Origin of the sequence: Guyparkeria hydrothermalis (assembly GCF_023555375.1) — a bacterium.
Lineage (GTDB): Bacteria > Pseudomonadota > Gammaproteobacteria > Halothiobacillales > Halothiobacillaceae > Guyparkeria > Guyparkeria hydrothermalis.
Genome location: NZ_JAJSEE010000001.1, coordinates 477,507 through 494,833, shown reverse-complemented (window position 1 = coordinate 494,833; position 17,327 = coordinate 477,507). Strand labels below are relative to the sequence as shown.

Genomic DNA, 17,327 nt, shown 5'->3' with positions numbered 1-17,327 from the left:
CGAATGGTATGCGTGAACATATCGGTTCGTCGGGACGGGTACTTCCTTGCTACCATTCGCGCGCAGCGCGGTATCCGATTTCGTGCAGAGTTTCCCTAGTGCCGGCCCCCGCCGGCGCGGTTTCGCATCATTCCGGTAGGTGGCCTTGACGGAATACATCCTCATCCTGATCAGCACCATCCTGGTCAACAACTTCGTGCTGGTGAAGTTCCTCGGCCTGTGCCCGTTTCTCGGGGTATCGAACAAGGTCGAGACCGCCATCGGCATGTCGTTGGCGACCACCTTCGTGCTGACGCTCTCGGCAATCGCGAGCTACGTCACGCATTCGTGGCTGCTCGAGCCGCTGGGTCTGGGCTACCTGCGCACGATCATGTTCATCGTGGTGATCGCGGTGGTGGTCAATTTCACCGAGATGATGGTGCGAAAGACCAGCCCGCTGCTGCACAACGTGCTGGGTATCTACCTGCCGCTGATCACCACCAACTGCGCGGTGCTGGGCGTGGCGCTGCTCAACGTGCAGGAGGCCAACAGCTTCATCGAGTCGGCCCTGTACGGCTTCGGCGCCTCGGTGGGCTTCTCGATGGTGCTGATCCTGTTCTCCGCCCTGCGTGAACGGCTGGCCGCCGCCGACGTGCCCGCGGCCTTCGAGGGCGTGCCGATTGCCTTGGTGACCGCCGGGCTGATGGCGCTGGGCTTCATGGGCTTTGCCGGCATGGTGACCGTCTGATGTGGGAAGCAATCCTCCTGTCCGTTGGCCTGGCGATCCTGTTCGGGGTGCTGCTCGGCCTGGCCGCGCAATTTTTCCGTGTCGAGGGCAACCCGCTCGCCGAACGCATCGACGAGTTGTTGCCGCAGACCCAGTGCGGCCAGTGCGGCTATCCCGGCTGCAAGCCGTATGCCGAGGCGATGGCCAAGGGCGAGGCGGACATCAACCGCTGCCCGCCGGGCGGCGAGGCGACCATCCGTAACTTGGCCGACCTGCTGGAGGTGGACTTCAAGCCGCTCGACGACGAGCTCGAGGCCCAGGAGGTCAAGACGCTGGCGATCATCGACGAGGAGGTCTGCATCGGCTGCACCAAGTGCATCCAGGCCTGCCCGGTCGATGCCATCCTGGGGGCGGCCAAGCAGATGCACACGGTAATCGAGGACGAGTGCACTGGCTGCGAGCTGTGCGTCGAGCCCTGTCCGGTCGACTGCATCGACATGGTGCCGATCGAGGAGGGCGTCGAGGCCTATCGCTTCCCGATGCCCGAATCCGCCCACCCGGTGCCCACGCGTGGCCCGGCCGCCCGTAGCGAGGGCCTGGGCGAGGGTCTGGCCAATGCCTGAGGCGCGCGCCACGATTACGCCGGGGCTGCACGGGTTCCACGGCGGGCTGGATCTTGACTACCACAAGGCGCCGGCCTGTGATCGCCCGATCGGCGAGATGCCGCTGGTCGACGAGTACGTGCTGCCGCTGCACATGCACATCGGCGCGCCGGCCATCCCGGTGGTCGCCGTCGGTGACCACGTCCGCCGTGGCCAGCTGCTGGCCCGCCCCGACGATTTCATTTCCGCGGCCATCCACGCCCCGACCTCCGGGGTGATCCAGGCGATCGAGCCGCGTGGCCTGCCGCATCCTGGCGGGCTGTCGGCACAGAGCATCGTGCTGGCCGCCGATGGCGAGGACCGCGAGGCCGAGCCGCTCGATCCCTGGCCCGACTACGTCGACAAGAGCCCGGTCGAGATCCGCTCGCGTCTGCGCGAGGCGGGCATCGTCGGCCTGGGCGGGGCGGTGTTCCCCACGGCCGTGAAGCTCGCCACCGCCAACCCCGGCGGGGTCGAGACCCTGGTGCTCAACGGCGCCGAGTGCGAACCCTACATCTCCTGTGACGACCGGCTGATGCAGGAGGCGCCCGAGCCCATCATCCGCGGGGCGCAGATGATGCTGCATGCCGTGGGCGCGAGCCGTTGCCTGATCGGCATCGAGGACAACAAGCCGCGCGCGATCGCGGCCCTGCAGGCGGTGATCGACCGGCTGGCGGCCGAGGAGAACGAGCGGCGCTTCGCGATCAAGGTGGTGCCCAGCATCTACCCGGCCGGCGGCGAGAAACAATTGATTCGCACGCTCACCGGCATCGAGGTGCCGCGCAATCGGCATGTCACCGATTACCAGCTCCTGTGCCTGAACGTCGGCACGGTGGCCAACAGCTGGCACGCCGTGGTCGAGGGCCGGGCGCTGACCGAGCGGGTCGTGACCGTCACCGGCGGCGGGGTGGCCGAGCCCCGGAACTTCCGCGTGCGCATCGGCACGCCGATGGCGAAGGTGATCGAGGCGGCCGGCGGTTACACCGAGGGCGTCGACCGGTTGCTGATGGGCGGGCCGATGATGGGCTTTGCCCTGCACGAGGACGAGGTGCCGGTGGTCAAAGCGACCAACTGCCTGTTGGCGATGCGCCCGGTCGACCGTGATCCGACCCCGCCGCCGCAGCCCTGCATCCGCTGTTCGCGCTGCTCGGAGGCCTGCCCGGCGGATCTGTTGCCGCAGCAGCTCTACTGGTACGCCCGGGCCCAGCAGTTCGAGCGCAGCCACGACTACCACCTGTTCGACTGCATCGAGTGCGGAGTCTGCTCGGCGGTCTGCCCGTCGCACATCCCGCTGGTGCAGTACTTCCGCCACGCCAAGACCGAGATCTGGTCGGCCGAACGCGAGAAGGCCAAGGCCGAACACGCCCGCCGCCGGTTCGAGTTCCACAATGAGCGCATCGAACGCCAGAAGGCCGAGCGCGAGGCCGCGCTGGCCAAGAAGCGCGCCGCGATCAAGGCCGCGCAGGAGAAGGCGGCGAAGCAGGGCGACCAGGCGGGTGACAAGTCGGGCGATTCCACCGCCAAGGCGAAGGCCGGTAACGGTTCGCCCGCCGCGTCATCGGCCGGCGAGGGCAAGTCCGCCGCCGCGCTGAGCATCGAGGCGGCCCGTGCCCGCGCCAAGGAGCGCAAGGCGCGCGCGCAGCAGGCCCAGCCGACACCGGATGACACGACGGGTGCCGAGCCCCGCACCAGCGACGCCCCCGAACGACCGGGAGGGTCGTCATGAAGTTTCCGGTGCAGACCTCGCCGCACGTCGAGGCCCCCTCGAGCGTCGCCGACGTGATGACCGTGGTGCTCTGGGCCCTGGTGCCCGGCACGGTCGCGGCGGTCTGGTTGCTGGGCTGGGGCGTGCTGTTCAACGTGGCCCTGGCAGTCGGCGCGGCCTGGTTGGCCGAGGCCCTGATGCTGTGGCTGCGCGCCCGCCCGTTCAAGCCCGCGCTGACCGACCGCTCGGTGCTGATCACCGGTTGGATACTCGCGTTGTGCCTGCCCAACCTCGCTCCCTGGTGGTTGCCGGTGGTGGGCGCGGTGTTCGCCGTGGTGGTCGCCAAGCAACTCTACGGCGGCATCGGCTACAACCTGTTCAACCCGGCGATGGTCGGCTACGTCGTGTTGTTGGTGTCCTTCCCCGAGGCGATGACGCGCTGGGGCGCACCGGTCGAGGGCGGGGCGGCGAGCCTGGCGCTTGCCGAGGCGGCCCAGTGGACCTTCCTCGGCGTGCTGCCGGGCGCCACCGCGTTCGACGCGCTGAGCCAGGCGACCCCGCTGGACCAGTGGCGCATGGTGGTCACGCAGGGTGGCGACATCACCGGTGCGTCGATCTGGCAGGGCGGGGCCTGGTCGGTGTGGCTGAACCTCGCCTTTCTCGCCGGCGGTGCCTGGATGCTCTACCGCGGCGCGATCCGGTGGCACATCCCGGTCGCGATGATCGCCGGGGTGCTCCTGACGGCCGGCTTGCTCTGGGGTATCGATCCCGAGCGCTTCGCCGATCCGCTCTTTCACCTGGTCGGCGGCGGGGTGATCTTCGGGGCGCTGTTCGTCGCCACCGACCCGGTCACCGCGTCGACCACGCCGCGCGGGCGGCTGGTGTTCGGCTTCGGTATCGGCGTACTGGCCGTGCTGATCCGCAGCTTTGGCAATTATCCCGACGGCGTGGCCTTCGCCATCCTGTTGATGAACCTGGCCGTGCCCCTGATCGACTACTACACCCAGCCGCCGGTCTTTGGCCGCAAGGGTCGGTCGGGCACCAGGACGGAGGGCCGCTGACGTAATGAACCTGGAATGGCGTCGCGTGGTGATCACTGCCGTGGTCCTGGCCGTGTTCTTCGGCCTTGGGGTGGGCTTTGTCGCCTATACCCAGCAGAAGACCGCCGACCAGATCGAGCTCAACCGCCAGGCCGTGCTGCTCGGCCAGATCATGGCCGTCCTGCAGGGCGAGGGTCACGACAACAACCCGGCCGAGGATGCCTTCCTGCTGCCGGATCCCGAGGCCCTTGACCTGGGCGCGCCGGTGATCGAGGCGAGCGCGGGGGAGGTCATGCCCGAGGCGCTGACCGTCGAGGCGCGTGAGCGGGCCATGAACGCCGGTCAGCTGGGTTTTCGTGCTCGCCAGGACGGCGAGGTGGTGGCGGTGGCCATCCCGGTGGTCACCCATCGCGGTTACAGTGGCGATATCCGCCTCCTGGTGGGAATCAAGCCCAACGGCGAGCTCACCGGCGTGCGCGTGCTCGAGCAGAACGAGACCCCGGGGCTGGGCGACAAGATCAAGGCGGACAAGACCGACTGGATCGAGGGCTTTGCCGGGCGTCGCCTGGGCGACCCGCCGGCCGACGCCTGGGCGGTCAAGAAGGACGGCGGGGTGTTCGACCAGTTCACCGGGGCAACGGTCTCGCCGCGCGCGGTGGTGGCGGCGGTCAAGCAGGCCCTGGAATACGCCGAGGACCACCACCGCCTGCTGTTCGACCAGGTCCCGAGGGAGGAAGACGAGCATGAGTAACCCGCGCCTGTCCGAACTGGCCCTCGACGGGCTGTGGAAGAACAACCCCGCGTTGGTGCAGGTGCTGGGGCTGTGCCCGCTGCTCGCGATTTCCAACACCACGATCAACGCGCTGGGGCTGGCGATCGCCACGCTGGTGACCCTACTGGTCTCCAACGGCGTGGTCTCCCTGATCCGCGACTGGGTGCGCGCCGAGGTGCGCCTGCCGGTCTACGTGATGGTGATCGCCTCGGTGGTCACCATCATCGAGCTGACCATGAACGCCCACTTCCACGAGCTCTACAACACGCTCGGCATCTTCATCCCGCTGATCGTCACCAACTGCATCATCATCGCGCGGGCCGAGGGGTTCGCCTCCCGCCACGGCGTCGGCGTGTCGCTGTTCGACGGTTTCGTGATGGGGATGGGCTTCGGCCTTGTGCTGGTCGTGCTGGGCGCAATGCGCGAGTTGATCGGCTTTGGCACCTTGCTCGACGGCGCCGATCAGCTGTTCGGGCCGGTCGCCGTCGACTGGGGCGTGCGGGTGCTGCCCGAGCAGATGACCTTCCTGCTCGCGCTGATGCCGCCCGGCGCCTTCATCGGGCTCGCGCTGCTGGTGGCCTTCAAGCAGGCCGTCGATCAACGCTCTGCCCGCCGTGCCCGGGCCGCCAAGGCAGCCCGGTCGGCCGAGCCGGCCGCCGAGGCTGCCGGCTGATGCCTGCATTTGCCGCGGGCAGCTGCTAAACCCTTTCCCTGATTCTTCCGACGCGTTGCCTCTGCCCGGCTTGGGCCGGGTGGCGGCGTGTTCGTGCCCGTCGAAACGTTCCCAAGGAGAGAGACATGGCCGCAGAAATCAAGACCGAGGAACTCGAGTACCGTTCGGGTGACCTGACCATGAAGGGCCTGGTCGCCTTCGATGCCAACGCGGCCGGGCCGCGGCCGGTCGTGCTGGTGGTACCGGAGTTCTGGGGGCGGACGGCCTACATGGAAAAACGGGCCCGCGACATGGCCGAGGCCGGCTACGTCGGCTTTGCCATCGATCTCTACGGCGACGGCCGGGTGACCGAGGACGCCGGCGAGGCCACCGAGCTGATGAATCAGTCCCTGGCCGATTTCGACGCGCTCAAGACCCGTTACCGACTCGCAATCGAGGCGATCAAGCGCCACGACGCGGTCGATGCCGAGCGCCTCGGCGCGATCGGCTACTGCTTTGGCGGGGCGGTGGGCCTGAGCATGGCGCGCCAGGGCGTTCGCCACGATGCGTTCGCCACCTTCCATGCGGGTATCGAGGGGCTGGCGCCGATCGCCGGGTCGGTGGATACACCCACCTGGATCTTCACCGGCGAGGAGGACCCGATGGCCGACCCGCAGCAGGTCGAACGGGTCGCCGAGGAAATGCGCGCCGCGGGCGCCGAGGTCCACGTCACCCGCTACCCGGGCGTGAGCCACGCCTTCACCAACCCGGGGGCCGACGCGAAGGCCGAGAAATTCGGCCTGCCGCTGTCCTACGACCCGGCTGCCGACCGCGACTCGCTCACCAAGACGCTGAGTTTCTTCGCCGACAAGCTTGGCTGATCGCCGGACCGGATCGGGTCGATCCAGATTGGGGCATGGCCCGGCCCGTCACCCCGGCGGCTGCCCGATTTTGGGGCGTCCATCGCGGGCGCATGGGCTGCGTGCCGCCCGGGACCGTGCGCCATGACTACGGCGAAACGGCGCCCGCGCGCCGGTCGCACGTTGCCATCGGCGTGTCACAAACCGCTGGCACGCTTCTCGCTGATAGTGGTTTGCCAACGCGACGCGTCTTCCTTCATCGGTTCCGGCGTGCCCCGCTTGGTGCTCTTTGACTCCTCCTTGCTGGGCGCCCCTCGTGGGCGCCTCTTTTTTGCCGTGCGCCGGCGCCGGCCGGTCGGCCCGCTCGGGTTACACTGCGCGGCAGTTCGTTCACCTCAATCAGGGAAACCATGCACTCGGCCAACTACATCAGCACCATCGACCGCTACCACGAGCAATCGCGGTCGATCCGCGAACTGATCGAATCGATCATCACCGGCATCGGCGAGCCACGGCTGCTCACCGACCAGGCGGCCCTGCATTCGGTGACCGAGAAGCTGATCGACCTCTACCCGTTCGTCGACCTGGTCTACCTGCTCGACGAGGACGGCGTGCAGATCGCCGAGTACGGTGCCGACGAGACCGGGCAGGTCAATCGCGCGATGGGCCGCGGCAAGGGCACCGATCGCAGCCAGCGACCGTACTTCAAGTTCTTCCACGAGGGCGAGTACGTCCACCTGACCGAGCCGTACCTGTCCTCGGCCTCGCGGGATCTCTGCATCTCGGCGACCCTGCAGATCGAATACCAGGGCCGGGTGGGTTACCTCGTCATCGACGTGGACCTCGAGGCAATGATCAGCTTCCTGCTCGGGGATACCCTGCGCCGGCGGATGGAGCCCTTCTTCCGCGCGCTCTACGGCCTGTTCGCCGCGGCGATGATGCTCGTGGCCGGCGTGCTCTTCTACAGCAGCATGAGCGAGCTGGTGCACGCGCTGCTCGAGCCCGGCTGGGCGGCCGAACTGCGGCTCAAGCCGTTCGAGGTGATCGTCGTGCTCACCCTGGCCATGGCGATCTTCGATCTCGCCAAGACGGTGTTCGAGGAGGAGGTGCTGATGGAGAAGGACGTCCATCGCCACAGCACGGTGAGGCGAACGATGACGCGGTTTGTCGCCGCGATCCTGGTCGCCATCCTGATCGAGGGCCTGCTGACCATGTTCAAGGTGTCGATGGGCTACTCCGACCAGGGTGCGGTCGCCACCCTGATGGTGTTCGCCGCCGCGGCCCTGCTGGTCGCGCTCGGCCTGTACGTCTACCTCGGCGCGCTCGCCGAGAAGGCCCTGCTGGGCAACAATGGCCGCAGTCGCCGATTGCGCAACGTCCGCGATCGCCACGACCACTGACCCTCGGAGCAAGGAAACCGGCATGACCGCACTTGGCCCCCTGATGATCGATCTCGCCGGCCCGGAGATCACCCCGGCCGATCGGCGACGCTTGCAGCACCCCTCCACCGGCGGGGTGATCCTGTTCGCGCGCCATTTCGAGGGGCACGCCCAGCTCGCCGAGTTGATCGCCGAGATCCGCTCGCTGCGTCGCCCGCATCTGCTGATCGCCGTCGACCAGGAAGGCGGGCGCGTGCAGCGCTTTCGCGGCGACGGTTTCGTCCCCCTGCCGGCGATGGGACGCATCGGCAAGCTCTTCGAGCAGGACCGGCAGGCCGGGCTCGAGGCGGCCCGTTCCCTGGGCTGGCTGATGGCCGTGCAGTTGCGCGAGGTCGGGGTGGACCTGAGCTTCGCGCCGGTGCTGGATCTCGACCGCGGCATCAGCGGCGTGATCGGCGACCGGGCCTTCGACGAGCGGCCCGAGGCGGTGATCGCGCTGGCGATCGCCTGGACCGGCGGCATGCAGGAGGCCGGCATGGCTGCCGTGGGCAAGCACTACCCCGGGCACGGGGCGGTGGCGGCCGATTCGCACATCGCCCACCCGGTCGACCCGCGTCCGCTGGCGATCATCGAGAAGACCGACCTGCGACCGTTCCGCGCCATGGCCGATCGCCTGATCCCGGGCCTGATGGTCTCGCACGTGGTCTACCCGGAGGTGGATGCCCGGCCGGCCGGCTTTTCGCCGGTCTGGGTGCGCGAGATCCTGCGCGGACAGTGGGGCTACGAGGGTGCGGTGTTCAGCGACGATCTCACCATGGCGGCCGCCTCGGCGGTGGGCAAGATCGAGGAGCGGGTGGCGCAGTGCCTCGCCGCCGGGGTGGACATGGCGCTGGTCTGCAATCACCCCGAGCTGGTCGACCGGGTACAGAAGTCACTCGACTTCGCGCCCAGTGCCCAGCGCGAGGCGCGCCTGGCCCGGATGTTCGGCCATGGCCCGGTGCCCAGCGAATCGAAGCTGGCCCACTCGCCGCGTTACGCCGAGGCACGGCAATGGATCGAGCGCCTTGGCGTCGACGAGCCGGACCTGTTCCCCGACCGCGCCTGAGCCCCTTCCGACGGAGACAGCCATGCAAACCCGCGACGAGCTGCGCCAGCAGTCCGATCAACTCCAGGCCCTGCTGGGCCGCTGTGACCTGCTGGTCTCGCCGGACGAGATGCAGGCGACCTACGCCCGTCTGGCCGAGGAGATCAATCGGCAGCTCGCCGGTCGATTGCCGGTGGTGCTGGCGGTAATGAACGGCGGGCTGGTCAGCGCCGGGCAGATCGTGCCGCGCCTGACCTTCCCGCTGGAGCTTTCCTACCTGCACGCGACCCGCTACCGCGGGGCGACCACGGGCGGGGCATTGAAGTGGCTTGCCCAGCCGGACATCGAGCTCGCCGGTCGCGAGGTGCTGCTGATCGACGACATCCTCGACGAAGGGCACACGTTGGCGGCGGTGCGCGAGTGGTGCCTCGACGCGGGCGCGGAACGGGTCTGGATCGCCGTGGCCACGGAAAAGGCGCACGAGCGCAAGGTGCCGGACCTGGCGGCGGATTTTCCCGGCATCGTGGTGCCCGACCGCTACATCTTCGGCGAGGGCATGGATTACCATGGCTACTTTCGCAACCTGCCCGGCATCCACGCCCTCCCCGAGGGCGAGTGAGCCGGCGGGCGACATGAATCGAGGGGAGGACTGACGTGCATCTGGCAATCATCGGCGGGACGGGGCTGTCCCAGATCGAGGGCATCGACGAGGTGCGTCACCAGGTGGTGTCCACGCCATTCGGCGAGCCGTCCGGGCCGGTGACCATCGGCCGGATGCAGGGCTGCCAGGTGGTGTTCCTGCCACGACACGGCTACAACCACCGCATCCCGCCACACCAGATCAATTACCGGGCGAACATCTGGGCCCTGCGCGAACTCAAGGTTAGCCGCATTTTGGCGGTGGCCGCCGTCGGCGGTATTCACCCGGACATGGGGCCGGGCTCGCTGGTGGTGCCCGATCAGCTGATCGATTACACCTGGGGGCGGCCGTCGACCTACTACGAGGGCGATCTCGACTCGGTCACCCACGTCGATTTCACCTATCCCTATGATGCCTCGCTGCGCGAGGCCTTCCTGGCGGCGGGCCGGGCGCTGGACCTGCCCATGGTCGACGGCGGCACCTACGGTGCCACCCAGGGGCCGCGCCTGGAGACGGCCGCCGAGATCCGCCGACTGGAACGCGACGGCTGCGACGTCGTCGGCATGACCGGCATGCCCGAGGCCGTGCTCGCCCGCGAGGCCGGTATCGACTACGCGAGTCTCAACGTGGTGGCCAACTGGGCGGCCGGCGTGCACGACGGCGAGACCGTCTCCATGAAGGAGATCGAGAAGACCTTGTCGACGTCGATGCGCCAGGTCCGCCGCGTGCTCAAGGAGATCCTGGGCGGCGAGGACCAGATGCTCTGCCGCATGAAGGTTGGTTGACGAACCCCTCGACCCGGCCCCTTGTTCCCGGATGCCCTGACCTGACAGTCATTCGCTGGCAGGGTAAAATGTCCGCAAATCATCCGCTCGCCGCCGGGCCCGGCTCCGAATCGACGCGTCGATCGGGGCCGGCTCGCGCGGCGCGTCATTCCAAGCGAGATTCCCATGACGCATCAAAGCCGCTACACCGGTCTGCTCGACCGGTTCCGTGACCGTCTGCCGCTGTCCGACGACACCCGCCTGATCAGCCTGGGCGAGGGCGCCACGCCGTTGATCCGGCTGCACAACCTGCCCAAGTTGCTCGGCCGCTCGGTGGACATCTACGTCAAGTACGAGGGGCTGAACCCGACCGGTTCGTTCAAGGACCGCGGCATGACCATGGCGGTCACCAAGGCGGTGGAAGAGGGCTCCAAGGCCATCATCTGCGCCTCGACCGGCAACACCTCGGCGGCGGCCGCCGCCTACGCGGCCCGGGCCGGCATTACTGCCTTCGTCATCATCCCCGACGGCAAGATCGCGATGGGCAAGCTGGCCCAGGCGATGATGTACGGCGCGACCATCCTGCAGATCCGCGGCAACTTCGACGACGGCATGCGCCTGGTCAAGGAAGTCGCCGAAGAGGCGCCGGTCACCATCGTCAACTCGGTCAACCCCTACCGCCTGCAGGGTCAGAAGACCGCGGCCTTCGAGATCGTCGAGGAGCTCGGTCGCGCCCCGGATTACCACTGCCTGCCAGTGGGTAACGCCGGCAACATCACCGCGCACTGGATCGGTTACTGCGAGCTCTCCGCGGTCTCCGGCGAACAGGTGACCGAGTCCTGCGCCTACTGCAACGGCAAGTGCCCGTTCGCCGGTGGCGGCTCGGGTGGCAACCGGCCCAAGATGGTGGGTTACCAGGCGACGGGCTCGGCGCCGTTCATGCGCGGTGCCATGGTCGACGACCCGGATACCGTCGCTACGGCCATTCGTATCGGCCACCCGCAGAGCTGGGACCGGGCCTGGAAGGTGATGGAGGAGAGCGGTGGCTGGTTTGCCGAGGTGACCGACGCCGAGATCCTGGCTGCCCAGCGCATGCTCACTCAGCACGAGGGCATCTTCTGCGAGCCGGCCTCCGCCGCTTCGCTGGCCGGTCTGATCAACGATCTCGAGGCCGGCAAGATCCAGGACGGCTCGAGCATCGTGCTGACCCTGACCGGCAACGGTCTCAAGGACCCGGATACCGCCATCGCCCAATGCACCGGCGACATGCCGGGGGTCGAGAAGGCGACCATGGTCACCATCGACGCCGACCTCGACTCGGTGCGCAACGCGATCCTGGGCTTCATGAAGTAAGCCCGGCTCGTCAACCGACGCTGACCAAAAGACCCCGCCTCGGCGGGGTCTTTTTCGTGTCGGGGGTAGGGCGCCCCAGGAAAGTATCAAGGAAGGCCGCCAGAGGGCCGTCGACGGCATCCGTTTGGCGCAGGCTGACGTTGGGGTGCCTCGGTCGCCTTTCAGCGCAACCGTGCTTGCTGGTCTGCCGACCTTGGCGATCGTGTGTTGCCGGCAGTCGTTCCTTCCCCAAGGTCACCCCGGTTTGGCAGGCACAAAAAAACGGGTAAGCGGATTAAATGGTTGATCTTACCTTTGCATGAGAGTGAGACAGACCGGCATCTCATCGGATTATCTGGTTGATGCTTCACCTACTGCTGGTGCATGTTTCCTTCGCTAATTCCAGCAAGAACCCCACACGCCCCAACTTCCCGGTCATCGTTGCAACTCGCTCTCAGTGAAACGAGTTGTTTCTCAAGCGCTTGCAGAGCGGTTATCTGCGACCGCACATGAGAGATGTGATCATCGAGCAAGGCGTTGACGGCGGTACAAGGCTGATGAGGGTCGTCCTGATAGCTCTGTAGTTCGTGAATCTCAGCCAGTGACAGGCCCAGGATTCTGCAGCGACGGATGAAGGCCAGCCCCTCACCATGCTTCTCGGTATAGACACGGTAACCGTTGTCCTGCCGATCAGGCGGCGGCAACAAGCCCTGCTGTTCATAGAAGCGGATCGTCTGTGTTTCGACCCCTACCAACTGCGCCAACTGACCAATGCGCATCAGCCTCCTCCCCAACGGATTCTTTACTCTATTGACCTTATAGTAGCTTTATAGTTTTAAATGGTACCACAACATTGTTCAAGTGGAGTCGTATCATGAGCAAATCCTGTGGTGGCGCCTGTGGCGGTGATGCAACGTCCGCAGCGGATACCGATATACAGGCCTCCTCCGAGGCGCCAGGGAGATGGGTCAGTGTTTATGCCGTGCCGAAGATGGACTGTCCATCAGAAGAACGAATGATTCGCCTAGCCCTGAACGGCTTTGAGGAGATTCGGGCACTGTCCTTCGACTTGTCGAACCGCCGGTTGAAGGTCGTGCATGACGGCGAGGCTGAGCCCATTACCGCGAAACTGGCGACCTTGGGGCTAGGCGCCTCGCTTCAGGAAACCGTCATTGCCGACCCAGAGACGATCAAGGCCGCTGAGAGCTCGGCAGTCTCTGCTACGCAGGAGTCAGGCACTCTGCGCGTGTTGCTCGGTATCAATGCGATCATGTTCGTGGTGGAAATGACTGCTGGCCTGATCGCCCAGTCTACCGGCCTGATCGCTGATTCCCTGGATATGTTTGCCGATGCAGCCGTCTATGGCCTGGCTCTCTATGCCGTAGGGCGCAGTGCGAAAATGCAGGTACGTGCCGCGCATCTGGCAGGGGTACTGCAACTGATTTTGGCTATCGGCGTACTCGTCGAGGTGGTGCGACGCTTTGTTTTCGGTAGTGAGCCTGAATCGCTGATGATGATGGCGATCGCCTTCGTCGCATTGATTGCCAATACCAGTTGTCTGCTGCTCATATCCAAACATCGGGAGGGCGGGGCGCACATGAAGGCAAGCTGGATATTCTCGGCCAACGACGTGGTGATCAACCTGGGGGTCATCACCGCCGGCGCTCTGGTCGCGTGGACCGGGTCCAATTATCCGGATCTGATTATCGGCACCATCGTGGGGGGCATTGTACTTAACGGTGCCAGACGCATTTTGGCGTTGAAGGGTTAAATAATGCTCATTATTGGCAAAAAGCTCTCGCCGTATGCCCTATTGTCCATATCGGGCCTGCTGGCAGCGTCTGATCAGGCCGTAAAATGGCTGGTGCAACAATCAATGGCCTATGGCGAGTATGTTTCGGTGACCCCGTTCTTTAACTGGGTGCACCTATGGAACACCGGTGCCGCATTCAGTCTTTTTGCGAATGGTGGAGGCTGGCAGCGCTACTTTTTTATCGGAATCGCGGTAGTGGTCTCGATTTTTCTGATCAAGCTGATCCTTGAAAATCGTCATAAAGGAGAAGCCATCGCTTACAGTCTTATCCTCGGTGGCGCCATGGGCAACCTGATTGACCGGGTCTTTCGCGGCTATGTTGTGGATTCCTTTGATTTCTATTGGCGAGACTGGCATTGGCCGGCCTTCAACCTGGCTGATATTGCAATTGTCCTCGGTGCCTTACTTTTCGTTTCCAGCAGCTTGTTGGGTAAAAAAGCAAACACCAATGCCGAGCCGGATGGATCTGACTGACACCTACGCCTATACAACACCATGACCGAACTTCCCGACAACATCCTTCACCTGCCGCAATACCAAGTACTGGGCTGCAAATCAACCGACGACGAAATGCACTTCCAGGTGGACGTGCCCGATCCCATCGCCTGCGAGGAATGCGGCGTGCAGGGTGAGTTCGTACGGTTCGGCAAGCGTGACGTTCCCTATCGTGATCTGCCCATCCACGGCAAGCGGGTCACTCTCTGGGTGGTCCGCCGCCGATACACCTGCCGGGCCTGCAAGACAACATTCAGGCCCCAGCTACCGGAGATGGTGGACGGATTCCGTATGACACTGCGGCTGCATGAGTACGTGGAGAAGGAATCCTTCAACCACCCCTACACCTTTGTGGCGGCACAGACCGGCCTGGACGAGAAGACGGTGCGCGACATCTTCAACGCCCGCGCCGAGTTCCTGGGGCGCTGGCACCGCTTCGAGACGCCCCGCATCCTGGGCATTGACGAGCTATACCTGAACAAGCGCTACCGCTGCATTCTGACCAACATTGAGGAGCGAACCCTGCTCGACCTGCTGGCCACCCGCCGCCAGGACGTGGTGACCAACTACCTGATGAAGCTGAAAGACCGGCAGAAGGTCGAGATCGTCAGCATGGACATGTGGAACCCCTACCGGGCAGCGGTCAAGGCTGTGCTGCCCCAGGCCCGTATCGTGGTCGATAAGTTCCATGTGGTGCGCATGGCCAACGATGCCCTAGAGAGAGTGCGCAAGGGCCTCAGAAAGGAGCTGAAACCGTCCCAGAGCCGGACTCTCAAGGGAGACCGGAAAATCCTGCTGAAACGCGCTCACGAAGTCTCAGACCGGGAGCGCCTCATCATGGAGACCTGGACAGGCGCGTTCCCGCAACTGCTGGCCGCCTACGAGCACAAGGAGCGCTTCTACGGCATCTGGGACGCCACCACACGGCTCCAGGCAGAAGCCGCCCTGGACGAGTGGATAGCCACCATCCCGAAGGGCCAAAAGGAAGTCTGGAGCGATCTGGTCAGGGCAGTGGGAAACTGGCGCGAAGAGACCATGACCTACTTCGAGACGGACATGCCCGTCACCAACGCTTACACGGAGTCCATCAACCGACTGGCCAAGGACAAGAACCGTGAAGGGCGCGGTTACTCCTTCGAGGTGATGCGGGCACGAATGCTCTACACCACGAAGCACAAGAAGAAGGCACCGACTGCGAAGGTCTCTCCTTTCTACAAGAAAACCATCGGTTACGGACTGCCGGACTTCGCAGAGGAACTCAACTACGGAGTCGATCTATCAACCATCTGAGGGTGGTATCAGATTGATGGGGTGAAGGTGCCCCATCAACCATTAAATCCGTATACCCAAAAAAACCCCGCCGAAGCGGGGCCCTTGAGACCGTTGGGTCGGGTCGTGGATTACTCGCTTACGCCAGTAACCGCAGCGCCAACAACCTTCGGCTCGTAGTCGTAGCAGTCGCTCATGCAGCGCTGGTTATCCGTGTCCGGACGGGTGTCGGTCACGTAGTAGTCAGCTGCGGGCATCTTGACGTCGGCCAGGGTCTCGTTGCTGCACGTGAACTCGTAGTCAACGATGTTGGCCAGGTTGAGAACGTAGCAGGTGACTGCGTACGACTCGTCAACACCCATGGTGCCCGGTGCGTAGAACGGCATGTGGCGCTTGATCATGTCGAACAGCGTCGGGGCGTGACCCCAGGCGTTGTTGACACCACGGTTGCCGACGCCATCGAGCCCCTGCTTGAGGGAGGTGATGAACTGCGGCATCGGATCGCCGGCCATCTTCGGGTAGCCCTCGGCGCCTTCACCGAACGCGCCGTGGCACATGGCGCACTGCGTGTCGTACGGCTCCTGGCCAGCCTCGACGGTGCCAGAACCCTTCGGCAGGTTCTCGCCGTCGTAGAACACACTGATGTCCCACGGCTCGATCGCCTTGTCGGTGATGTTCTTGCCAATGCCGTTGAAGCCACTGGCGTGCTCGGCCGCGATGCCGGCGGTGCTCAGGCCCAGGGCCATGGCACCGGCCGCGAGACCCAGGCCGAACTTAGAAGTTTTCAATTTGGACATTCTTCACCTCGCCGGTCTTCTCGATTTTCCAGGCCTGAATGGAGTTCTTGTGGTAGATGCTGTTCGTGCCACGAACCTTGCGCATCTGTGCCAGAGTCGGCTGGACGTAGCCGGTCTCGTCGGTCGCGCGGCTCATGATCAGGTGCTCGTCACCGTTCCACTCGAACGGCAGCTTGAACTTGGTCACGCACTTGCTGAGTACCGGCTCGACCAGCTCGGCCTCTTGCCAGTTCTTGCCGCCATCGACGGAGACGTCGACGTGGGCGATCTTGCCCTGGCCCGACCAGGCGATACCACGGATCTCGTAGCTGCCCTTGCCCTTCATCTGGTTGTCCGGGCAGGGGTAGTTGATGACCGAGTTCGCCATGTTCAGGAACGAGAACTGGCGGATGGTGCCATCCGGCAGCGGCTCGATGTAGTGACGGGTCTCCTGGTAGGTCACCAGCGGCTTGTCGACGAACTTGATGCGGCGCAGCCACTTGATCGACATGTTCGCTTCGCAGCCCGGGAGCAGGAAGCGGATCGGGTAACCGTTCTCCGGACGCAGCGCTTCGCCGTTCTGGGCGTAGGCAATCATCGCGTCCTTGTAGAGCTCGCAGTCGGAAGCCTTGATCGGCTCGCCGAACTGGTCCTTGGCGCCTTCCATCGGGATGGAACGCTGCAGGGCGGAACCGTCGGTGGCCTCGGCGTACAGCCAGGTCGACTTCGGATCGACGCCGACGTATTCCATCAGGTCGGTCAGCTTGACGCCGGTCCACTCGGAGCAGCTCATCATGCCGTGGGTGAACTGCATGGAGTCCATCTGGACGCCGCGCCATTCCATCGCGCCGTTGGCCGGGCACTCGAGGAAGTGGATCGCGGTGTGCGACGGCATGCGCTTGAGATCTTCCATGGAGAAGACCATCGGCTTGTCGACCATGCCGTGGATGACCAGCTGGTGGGTCTCCGGATCGACGTCGACGGCACCGGCGTGGTGACGCTCGAAGTGCAGACCGTTCGGCGTGATGATGCCGTTGAGATCCTGCCACGGGGTGAAGCTGATCGATGCGACGGTGTCGGCGGTCAGCCAGCTGACGTTGCGGCGAACCACGTTCTTCTCGAACTTCGACGGCATGCCGTAGGGAACGGATACCACGCCGCGGCCGAGAATGTTGCGGGTCGGACCGTCCTTCAGCGGCTCCGTGACGGTCTCCAGCTTCACGTCACCCGCGTAGGCATTGCCGGCGGCTGCAGCGGCAGCGCCAGATGCCGCCAGCGCGACGCTCTTGCGGAGGAATTTGCGACGGTCGCTGGAAGCCACGCCCTCGCGGGCATCGCTCTGCGGCGTCTGATCAAGTGTGGTTTCTGACATTGCTCACTCCTGCATCGTAGGCAATTG

At 65.1% G+C, this 17,327-nt stretch carries 18 protein-coding genes; 15 read left to right on the top strand and 3 right to left on the bottom strand.

Going from position 1 to position 17,327, the window contains the following annotated elements; all coding sequences use genetic code 11:
- The first annotated feature begins 145 nt into the window (after positions 1-145).
- From rsxA to thrC, 12 genes are all read left to right on the top strand, one after another.
- Entirely contained in the window at positions 146-727 is a 582-nt protein-coding gene (gene rsxA, locus LV475_RS02175) for an electron transport complex subunit RsxA (RefSeq protein ID WP_250105689.1), read from the top strand.
- Entirely contained in the window at positions 727-1,329 is a 603-nt protein-coding gene (rsxB, locus tag LV475_RS02170) for an electron transport complex subunit RsxB (RefSeq protein WP_250105688.1), read from the top strand. The genes rsxA and rsxB overlap by 1 nt, the downstream gene beginning before the upstream one ends.
- Positions 1,322-3,073, top strand: a complete 1,752-nt coding sequence (rsxC, locus tag LV475_RS02165) for an electron transport complex subunit RsxC (protein WP_250105687.1) — start codon at positions 1,322-1,324, stop codon at positions 3,071-3,073. Before rsxB ends, rsxC begins: the two co-directional genes overlap by 8 nt.
- The gene (locus LV475_RS02160) at positions 3,070-4,113 is read left to right on the top strand and encodes an RnfABCDGE type electron transport complex subunit D (protein ID WP_250105686.1); all 1,044 of its coding nucleotides are present in this window, start codon (positions 3,070-3,072) and stop codon (positions 4,111-4,113) included. The genes rsxC and LV475_RS02160 overlap by 4 nt, the downstream gene beginning before the upstream one ends.
- 4 nt (positions 4,114-4,117) lie before the next feature.
- Positions 4,118-4,843 carry an RnfABCDGE type electron transport complex subunit G gene (locus LV475_RS02155; protein ID WP_250105685.1) on the top strand — a complete coding sequence of 242 codons (726 nt, stop codon included), beginning with the start codon at positions 4,118-4,120 and terminating at the stop codon, positions 4,841-4,843.
- Positions 4,836-5,537, top strand: coding sequence for an electron transport complex subunit E (locus LV475_RS02150; protein ID WP_250105684.1), 702 nt, complete (start codon positions 4,836-4,838; stop codon positions 5,535-5,537). The genes LV475_RS02155 and LV475_RS02150 overlap by 8 nt, the downstream gene beginning before the upstream one ends.
- A gap of 125 nt (positions 5,538-5,662) precedes the next feature.
- Positions 5,663-6,397, top strand: coding sequence for a dienelactone hydrolase family protein (locus LV475_RS02145; RefSeq protein ID WP_250105683.1), 735 nt, complete (start codon positions 5,663-5,665; stop codon positions 6,395-6,397).
- 389 nt (positions 6,398-6,786) lie between these two features.
- Complete coding sequence (locus LV475_RS02140) at positions 6,787-7,776, top strand: PDC sensor domain-containing protein (protein WP_250105682.1); 990 nt, start codon at positions 6,787-6,789, stop codon at positions 7,774-7,776.
- Positions 7,777-7,798: 22 nt separating this feature from the next.
- Complete coding sequence (nagZ, locus tag LV475_RS02135; protein WP_250105681.1) at positions 7,799-8,860, top strand: beta-N-acetylhexosaminidase; 1,062 nt, start codon at positions 7,799-7,801, stop codon at positions 8,858-8,860.
- 22 nt (positions 8,861-8,882) lie between these two features.
- Positions 8,883-9,458, top strand: a complete 576-nt coding sequence (locus LV475_RS02130; protein ID WP_250105680.1) for a hypoxanthine-guanine phosphoribosyltransferase — start codon at positions 8,883-8,885, stop codon at positions 9,456-9,458.
- 35 nt (positions 9,459-9,493) lie between these two features.
- A complete protein-coding gene (locus tag LV475_RS02125; protein WP_136866269.1) occupies positions 9,494-10,264 on the top strand; it encodes an S-methyl-5'-thioinosine phosphorylase in 771 nt (256 codons plus the stop codon).
- Positions 10,265-10,429: 165 nt separating this feature from the next.
- Positions 10,430-11,596, top strand: a complete 1,167-nt coding sequence (gene thrC, locus LV475_RS02120) for a threonine synthase (protein ID WP_250105679.1) — start codon at positions 10,430-10,432, stop codon at positions 11,594-11,596.
- Positions 11,597-11,946: 350 nt separating this feature from the next.
- Here the strand turns inward: thrC and cadR are convergent, their stop codons facing one another.
- Positions 11,947-12,354, bottom strand: a complete 408-nt coding sequence (gene cadR / locus LV475_RS02115; RefSeq protein WP_250105678.1) for a Cd(II)/Pb(II)-responsive transcriptional regulator — start codon at positions 12,352-12,354, stop codon at positions 11,947-11,949.
- 95 nt (positions 12,355-12,449) lie between these two features.
- Between cadR and LV475_RS02110 the strand changes: the two genes are divergently transcribed.
- The 3 genes from LV475_RS02110 to LV475_RS02100 are packed head-to-tail and all read left to right on the top strand — an operon-like array spanning position 12,450 to position 15,173.
- Positions 12,450-13,346 carry a cation efflux transmembrane domain-containing protein gene (locus LV475_RS02110; RefSeq protein ID WP_136866271.1) on the top strand — a complete coding sequence of 299 codons (897 nt, stop codon included), beginning with the start codon at positions 12,450-12,452 and terminating at the stop codon, positions 13,344-13,346.
- Positions 13,347-13,349: 3 nt separating this feature from the next.
- Positions 13,350-13,862, top strand: coding sequence for a signal peptidase II (gene lspA / locus LV475_RS02105; RefSeq protein ID WP_004863699.1), 513 nt, complete (start codon positions 13,350-13,352; stop codon positions 13,860-13,862).
- Between the two features lie 21 nt (positions 13,863-13,883).
- Entirely contained in the window at positions 13,884-15,173 is a 1,290-nt protein-coding gene (locus tag LV475_RS02100; RefSeq protein ID WP_004574636.1) for an ISL3-like element ISPpu12 family transposase, read from the top strand.
- A gap of 110 nt (positions 15,174-15,283) precedes the next feature.
- Here LV475_RS02100 and LV475_RS02095 read toward each other — a convergent pair whose 3' ends face one another.
- Positions 15,284-15,949 (bottom strand): c-type cytochrome, encoded by a 666-nt coding sequence (locus LV475_RS02095; RefSeq protein ID WP_136866272.1) that lies wholly within the window; start codon positions 15,947-15,949, stop codon positions 15,284-15,286.
- Complete coding sequence (gene soxC / locus LV475_RS02090) at positions 15,927-17,300, bottom strand: sulfite dehydrogenase (RefSeq protein WP_250105677.1); 1,374 nt, start codon at positions 17,298-17,300, stop codon at positions 15,927-15,929. The genes LV475_RS02095 and soxC overlap by 23 nt, the downstream gene beginning before the upstream one ends.
- Between the last annotated feature and the right edge of the window lie 27 nt (positions 17,301-17,327).